Source organism: Saccharomonospora saliphila YIM 90502 (genome assembly GCF_000383795.1).
GTDB classification, from domain to species: Bacteria; Actinomycetota; Actinomycetes; order Mycobacteriales; family Pseudonocardiaceae; genus Saccharomonospora; species Saccharomonospora saliphila.
Map to the genome: position 1 here is coordinate 16,715 of NZ_KB912687.1, position 7,161 is coordinate 23,875.

The 7,161-nt window shown below is 71.9% G+C and carries 6 protein-coding genes; all 6 read right to left on the reverse strand.

Annotation, left to right across the window (positions count from 1 at the left end; all coding sequences use genetic code 11):
* Positions 1-653: uroporphyrinogen-III synthase (locus tag SACSA_RS0114250; RefSeq protein ID WP_019816574.1), on the reverse strand; the 653-nt coding region annotated here is incomplete at its 3' end.
* Complete coding sequence (gene nirD / locus SACSA_RS27050) at positions 650-1,018, reverse strand: nitrite reductase small subunit NirD (RefSeq protein WP_048876823.1); 369 nt, start codon at positions 1,016-1,018, stop codon at positions 650-652. The genes nirD and SACSA_RS0114250, both read right to left, overlap by 4 nt.
* Positions 1,019-1,083: 65 nt before the next feature.
* A complete protein-coding gene (nirB, locus tag SACSA_RS0114260) occupies positions 1,084-3,600 on the reverse strand; it encodes a nitrite reductase large subunit NirB (protein WP_019816576.1) in 2,517 nt (838 codons plus the stop codon).
* A 351-nt stretch (positions 3,601-3,951) separates the two neighbouring features.
* Complete coding sequence (locus tag SACSA_RS0114265) at positions 3,952-4,752, reverse strand: TIGR02569 family protein (RefSeq protein ID WP_157596892.1); 801 nt, start codon at positions 4,750-4,752, stop codon at positions 3,952-3,954.
* Positions 4,753-4,882: 130 nt separating this feature from the next.
* Positions 4,883-6,061, reverse strand: a complete 1,179-nt coding sequence (gene moeZ, locus SACSA_RS0114270) for an adenylyltransferase/sulfurtransferase MoeZ (RefSeq protein ID WP_019816578.1) — start codon at positions 6,059-6,061, stop codon at positions 4,883-4,885.
* Positions 6,062-6,163: 102 nt separating this feature from the next.
* On the reverse strand, positions 6,164-7,161 hold a 998-nt coding region (locus SACSA_RS23055), incomplete at its 5' end, for a DUF3152 domain-containing protein (protein WP_019816579.1).

Genomic DNA, 7,161 nt, shown 5'->3' on the forward strand with positions numbered 1-7,161 from the left:
CGTCCGGTGTGCTCCGCGCGGGCCAGCGTGCTCGCCGCGGCGGGCGCGCTGGTGAACGGCAGCGCGTCGATCGAACCGTCGAGCACCCCGTCGATGAGCCGGTCCAGGGGCGCGGGATCGGCCGGGCCGACCCAGCGGTAGACCGGGATCTCCACCACCTCGGCACCGGATCTGCGCAGCGCCTCAACGACGTCGCGCCGCGGCTGTCCGTGCAGTTGCACGGCGATCCGGCGGCCGGTCACGCCCTGATCGAGCAGGTACCGCACCAGCTCGGCGCCGCTCTCCGAGGCGGGCACGACGGTGTCCCCGAGCCCGACGGCGCGCACCGCGCCACCGGCCTTCGGACCGCGCGCGAGCACGGTGGCGGCCGAGAGCACCTCCAGCAGGGGCTCGCCAAGGCCCCAGCTCTCGGCCGCCTCGATCCACCCCCGGAACCCGATGTCCGTGGTCGCCACCACGACGTCGACCGGCGCATCGAGCAGGGCCGTGGTCGCCGCGCGCAGCTCGGTGTCGTCGGCCAGCGGCACGATCCGGATCGCCGGTCCGTAGCGGACGGTCGCGCCCCGGCGGACGAACAGCGAGCCCAGCTCTCCGGCTCGGCGCGCGGCCGTGACGCCGATGGCGAACCCTGCCAGCGGCGCGATCCCCGTCATGGTGCGCCGACGTGGACGAGCCCGCCGTCCACCCGCACCGGGAAGGTCGGCACCCGCACACTCTCGTCGTCGAGGCACACCCCGCTGCGCAGATCGAAGCGGTGCTTGTACACCGGGGAGGCCACGACCGGGACTCCCGCGTGCTCCCCCACGATGCCGCGTGAGAGCACCGCCGCCCCGCTGAACGGGTCGATGTTGGACAGTGCGTGGACGGTGTCGTCGTCGGTGCGGAAGATCGCCACCTGCACCTCGCCGTCGAGCAGCGCGGCCACACCGTCGCCACGCGGCACCACGTCGATCCCGCACACGGCGGTCCAGTCGCCCCCGTCTCCGGGCGCGAACGCCTCCGCCCACGTCGGGGCCACCGGAACCGTGCCGGTCCGCCTCGGGTCCGTCGGAGCCGTGTCACCCGGCGTCGCCCTGGCCCCGGTCATCGGGTCACCACCTCCGGCATCGGCAGGGTCACGGGAACGTTCTGGTCGCGTTCCACCTGGAACGACACGGTCGGGTCGCCCACCCCGGGCGCGTTGACGAAGCTGGTGAACCGCGCGAGCTTGTCGGGGTCGGCCAGCACGCCTCGCCACTCGTCGGTGTAGTTGGCGACGTGCTCGGCCATCGCCTCCTCCAGCTCGGCGCAGATACCCAGGCTGTCGTCGACGATCACCGACCGCAGGTGGTCGAGGCCGCCGTCCAGTTCCGCGAGCCACGCGGAGGTGCGCTGCAGCCGGTCGGCCGTGCGCACGTAGAACATGAGGAACCGGTCGATCAGCCGCACCAGCGTCTCGGTGTCCACCTCGGAGACCAGCAGGTCGGCGTGTCGGGGCAAGGCGCCGCCGTTGCCGCCGACGTAGAGGTTCCAGCCGTTCTCCGTGGCGATCACGCCGAAGTCCTTGCTCCGTGCCTCCGCGCATTCACGGGCGCATCCGGACACCCCCGCCTTGAGCTTGTGCGGCGAGCGCAGCCCCCGGTAACGCAGCTCCAGCTCCACCGCCAGGCTGACGCTGTCCTGTTGGCCGTAGCGGCACCACGTCGTGCCCACGCACGACTTGACCGTGCGCAGCGCCTTGCCGTAGGCGTGGCCGGACTCGAACCCGGCGTCCACCAGCCGCCGCCAGATGTCCGGCAGGTGTTCGACCCGCGCGCCGAGCAGGTCGATCCGCTGCGCTCCGGTGATTTTGGTGTAGAGCCCGAACTCGCGGGCGACCTCGCCGAGCACCACGAGCTTGTCCGGGGTGATCTCCCCGCCGGGCACCCGGGGCACCACCGAGTAGGTGCCGTCGCGTTGCATGTTGGCGAGGTAGTGGTCGTTGGTGTCCTGGAGCCCGGCCTGTTCGCCGGAGAGGATGTGCCCGTTGCCCAGCGTGGCGAGGATGGAGGCCACGGCCGGTTTGCAGACCGCGCACCCCCGTCCCGTGCCGTGCCGGGCGATCAGTTCGCGGAATGTCGTGATCCGCGTCGCCCGCATGATCTCGAACAGCTCCGCCCGCGACTGGCTGAAGTGCTCGCACAGCGCCGTGGACTGCTCGACCCCGCACGCAGACAGCAGCGTGCCGAGCATGGGCACGCAGGAGCCGCACGCCGTGCCCGCCCGGGTGCAGGCCTTCAGCGCCGACACGCTGTCACACCCGTCGTCGACGATCGCGCGGGTCAGCTCGCCCTTGGTGACGCCGTTGCACGAACACACCTGCGCCGCGTCGGGCAGCGCGTCCACGCCGACCGCGCCGCCTCTGTTCTCCGGGGCCAGCAGCGCGGCGGGATCGGCGGGCAGCTCGGAGCCGACCAGACCGCGCAGGAGGTTGTACTCGGTGGCATCCCCGACGAGCACGCCGCCGAGCAGGGTCCTGGCGTCGTCGGAAACGACGAGCTTCTTGTAGGTGCCCGCCACCGCGTCGGCGACGACCACCTCCAGCGCGCCGTCGGTGGTGGCGTGCGCGTCGCCGAAGCTGGCGACGTCCACGCCCATCAGCTTGAGCTTGGTGGACGTGTCCGCGCCGGGGAACTCGGCCTGCCTGCCCAGCAGGTCGGCGGCGACCACCTCGGCCATCGAGTAGCCCGGCGCGACAAGGCCGTAGACGCGGCCGTCGAGCGCCGCGCACTCCCCCACCGCGTACACGGCCGGGTCGCTGGTCCGGCAGGAGGAGTCCACCAGGACACCCCCGCGCTCGCCGACGGCGAGACCGCACGCGCGGGCCAATTCGTCCCGGGGTCGTACCCCGGCCGAGAACACCAGCAGATCGACGTCGAGCTCGGTGCCGTTGTCCAGCCGGGCGCGCAGCCGTGGCCCGTCGGTCTCGATGGCCTCGGTCGACGTGCCGGTGTGCACGGTGACGTCCAATTCGGTGATCAGCCGCCGCAACACCGCCCCGCCGCCGTGGTCGACCTGCAACGGCATCAGCCGTGGTGCCATCTCCACCACGTGCGGCGACAACCCGAGGTCGCGCAGCGCCTTGGCCGCCTCCAGCCCGAGCAGGCCGCCTCCGACGACCGCGGCGGCGGGCCTGCCCACGCCGCGGCGGGCCCGCTCCACGGCGTCGCGGATGGCGTCGAGATCGTCGAGCGTGCGGTAGACGAAGCACCCTGGCGAGTCCCGCCCGGGCACCGGTGGCACGAACGGCCGGGAGCCGGTGGCCAGCACCAGCGCGTCGTAGTCCCGCACGTAGCCGGACGCCGTGCGTACCCGCCGGGCGTCCCGGTCGATCTCGGTGACCGGGTCGCCGAGCCGCAGCTCGACGGTCTCCTCCTCGGTGTAGGCCGCGCCGGGCAAGACCATCGCCTCGGCGTCCCAGGTGTCCACGTAGGACGTCAATCCGACGCGGTCGTAGGCGGGCCGGTGCTCCTCCGCGAGGACGACGATCCGCCACGTCCCATCGGCGTCGTCGGCGCGGACGGCTTCCACCAGCCGGTGGGCGACCATGCCGTGTCCGACGACGACCAGCGTTCGACTCATCGAGGCAACCTCCGTGACGACGACTGCCCCTCATGCTGTGCCGTGCGCGTGTCCACGCCATGTGCGCGACGTTGCACCGGTGTTACCGGGTGCTCCCGCCGACCGCGAGACCGGTGTGCGCCCAGCCCCGCGAGTTGCCCCTCCCGGATACGCGAGTTGCCCCTTCCCGACCCGCGAGTTGCCCGTTGCTGTCGTGACTCCCTCGCCGAGGGGACAACCACGTGCGGTGAGAGGAAGGGGCATGCGGACCCGGAACGAGGCGAGGGGCGCGCCACGAGGGGCGACTCGCGAGGCACAAGGGGCAACTCGCGCGCCGGGAAGGGCAACTCGCGGGGCGGAGCGGGGGCCTGTCTACAGGAGCTGGGTGACCTCTTTCGCGGCTCGGCGGAGGTCGTCGAGCCTGCTCGCCGGGGAGTACGGGTCGAGCGCGTGTTCGGCCAGTCGGCACAGCACCGCCCGCAGCAGGAGCTGCGGCCACTCGGGCAGGTGCGCCCAGCGGCGTAGCAACTCGCTGTCCGCACCGGCGACCAGCGCGTCCACGGCCGTCAGCGCCACCCCCCACTCGACGGGACGCCAGCACGGGACGAAATCCACCAGGCCGGGCGGCCCGGCGTCGTCGAACAGCAGCGCACCGAACAGCGCGCCGTGGACGAGCCCGGGCGGCAGCGCCGTCGGCCTGCACGCCAGCGCGAGAATCTCGAAGAGCCGGCCACCCCGGGACTCGTCCAGCGCCTGGTAGCGCTCGCCCCAGGCCAGACGCTCGGCGGTGGCGAAAACCGCGTCCGGCACCGACGGTGGTTCCGGACGGCGCAGCGTCGCCATGGCTTGATGCAGCCGGACGGCGGTGAGCACGCTCTGCTCGCCCCGCTCATCGGGAGCGCCGGACAGGTGCCTGCGCGCACGCCAGCCCCCGACCACCCAGCGGCCGTCGCTGGAGCGCACCGGGCGGGCGACCCGCAGCTCGGCGGGATCGACGGCCTCATCGAGTGCGGTCATCGTGGAGGCCAGCCACACCGCGTACGAGCGCTCGTGCGCGCCCTCGAGGACCACCTCACCGCAGCGCCAGGCGTGCCCACCACGCAGCGGTTCAGCGTCGTCGACGCTGAACCCGAACGCCCGGCACACGTGCTCCGGTGGAGGCCCGAGACCCACGCGCCGACGTTACCCCGGCCAACGCCGCGCGCCCGGGAGCCGCTCCGGCGCGTGCCGGGCACACGCGAGAAAAGCCCCGCCACCGTGGGCGGGTGGCGAGGCTCTCCCGTAGGTCGCGCCGTCGGCGGCCTCAGTACGTGGGCAGGCTCGTGTCGATCTGGTTGGCCCAGGCGAGCACGCCGCCGCCGAGGTGGCTGGCGTCGGCGAAACCCGCCTTGTGCAGCGCGGACAGCGCCTCCGCCGAGCGGGCGCCGGACTTGCAGTGCAGCACGATCGGCTTGTCCTGCGGCAGCTCGGCCAGCGCCTCCCCGGACAGGATGCGGTCCTTCGGGATCAGCTTGGCGCCCTTGATGTTGACGATCTCGTACTCGTGCGGCTCGCGGACGTCGATCAGTTCGAACTGCTCACCCGCGTCGAACTTCGCCTTGAGCTCGGCGGGCGTGAGCGTGTGGTCGGCGGCGGCCTGCTGCGCCTCGTCCGAAACCACACCGCAGAACGCGTCGTAGTCGATCAGCTCGGTGATCTTCGGGGTCTCCGGGTCCTTGCGGATCTTGACCTCGCGGTAGCGCATCTCCAGCGCGTCGTAGCTGATCAGCCTGCCGAGCAGCGGGTCGCCGATCCCGGTGATCAGCTTCACCGCCTCGGTGACCATGATCGACCCGATCGAGGCGCAGAGCACACCGAGCACCCCACCCTCCGCGCAGGAGGGCACCATGCCCGGAGGCGGCGGCTCCGGGTAGAGGTCCCGGTAGTTGAGGCCCTTGCCGTTGGGCGCGTCCTCCCAGAAAACGCTGACCTGGCCCTCGAACCGGAAGATCGAGCCCCAGACGTACGGCTTGCCGAGCAGCACGGCCGCGTCGTTGACCAGGTACCGGGTCGAGAAGTTGTCCGTGCCGTCCAGGATCAGGTCGTAATCGCGGAAGACGTCCAGCGCGTTGTCGCTGGTCAACTGCTCCTGGTGCAGCCGCACGGTGACGTACGGGTTGACCTCGGCGACCGACTCCTTGGCCGAGACGGCCTTCGGCTTGTCGATGTCCGACTGTCCGTGGATGACCTGGCGTTGCAGGTTCGACTCGTCGACGACATCGAAGTCGATCACCCCGAGGGTGCCGACCCCCGCCGCCGCCAGGTACAGCAGCGCCGGGCTACCCAGGCCGCCCGCGCCGATGACCAGCACCTTCGCGTTCTTCAGCCGCTTCTGCCCGTCCATCCCGACGTCAGGGATGATGAGGTGGCGGCTGTAGCGCGCGACCTCCTCCTTGGTGAGTTCGGCGGCCGGCTCGACGAGCGGCGGCAGCGTGGCTGACATGGATCCTCCATCTCGCGCGTGTCGCGGTTGTACTATCTATAACCGCGATCGCGGGCCCGCTCTTCCCTCGTCCACATGGTGGACGCCGCGAGCTCCGCAGCCTCAGTCCTTCTCGGCCTGGGGATTGGGCCAGCCGTTGGGCTTGCACACCTTGCCGTCGGCGGGCACCGAGTTGTCGCCACCCTGACGGTCGTTCAGCTTCGCCACGTAGTCGTTGGAGACGCCGAAGGTCTGCTGCATCATCACCGGCGCCAGGTCGCCGTCCTCGGGGCAGCCCTCGTGCCAGTTGTTCAGCGCGTGGCCGACCTCGTGGTTGATCGCGTACTGCCGGTACCCGGTCATGTCGCCGCTGAAGGCGAGGGCCCCGCGCACCCAGCGGGCGAGGTTGATCACGACCCGGTCGCCACCGGGGGCCTCGCGATTGCGGCAGGACGCCTCGAACGGGATGGAGGCACCGCAGATGTCGGGGCGCTTGGTCGTCTCGGGCGTGGTGAGGCTCACGCGGAAGTCCGGGGCCGGAGCACTGGCGTCGACCCGCTGCAGCGAGACCTCGCCCGTGCCGGTCCAGCTACGCGGGTCCGACAGCGTGCGTTCCACGGCGGTCGCGAAGCTGTCGTCGCCCGCGTAACTGGCCGGGTCGATCCCGTCCTCGACCTCGACGGTGTAGGTGTAGAGCGGCTCCGCGTCACCGGCTCGCTCACCGGCGTCGTCTCCCTTGAGCGGAACCACGTGCCAGGTGCCCCGTCCCGACTCGGTGTAGGGGCCGCCCGGCGGCAGTTCGGCGGTCGGGATGTCCAAATCGACCTGTTCCGCGGGGTTCTCCTCGGCGACGGGGGCCTCCGTGCCGACGCCGGTGCTCGCCGCGCTGCCATCCGAGGACGCGCCGCCCTGGGCCGAGGTGCCGGACCCGCGAGTGGTGTCCACGACCACCAGCGCGGTGACGACGAGCAGCACCGGTACCAGATACGCCCGCCAGCCGTAGGTGGAGGTGAAGCGGCGTAGTCCGGTGGGCTGTGACCGTTGCTGCGCGGAACGCTGGTCGGCGGGCCGCCAGGCCGCCCGCAGTGGTTCGGCGCCACCGCGACCGCCGTGCGGCCGCG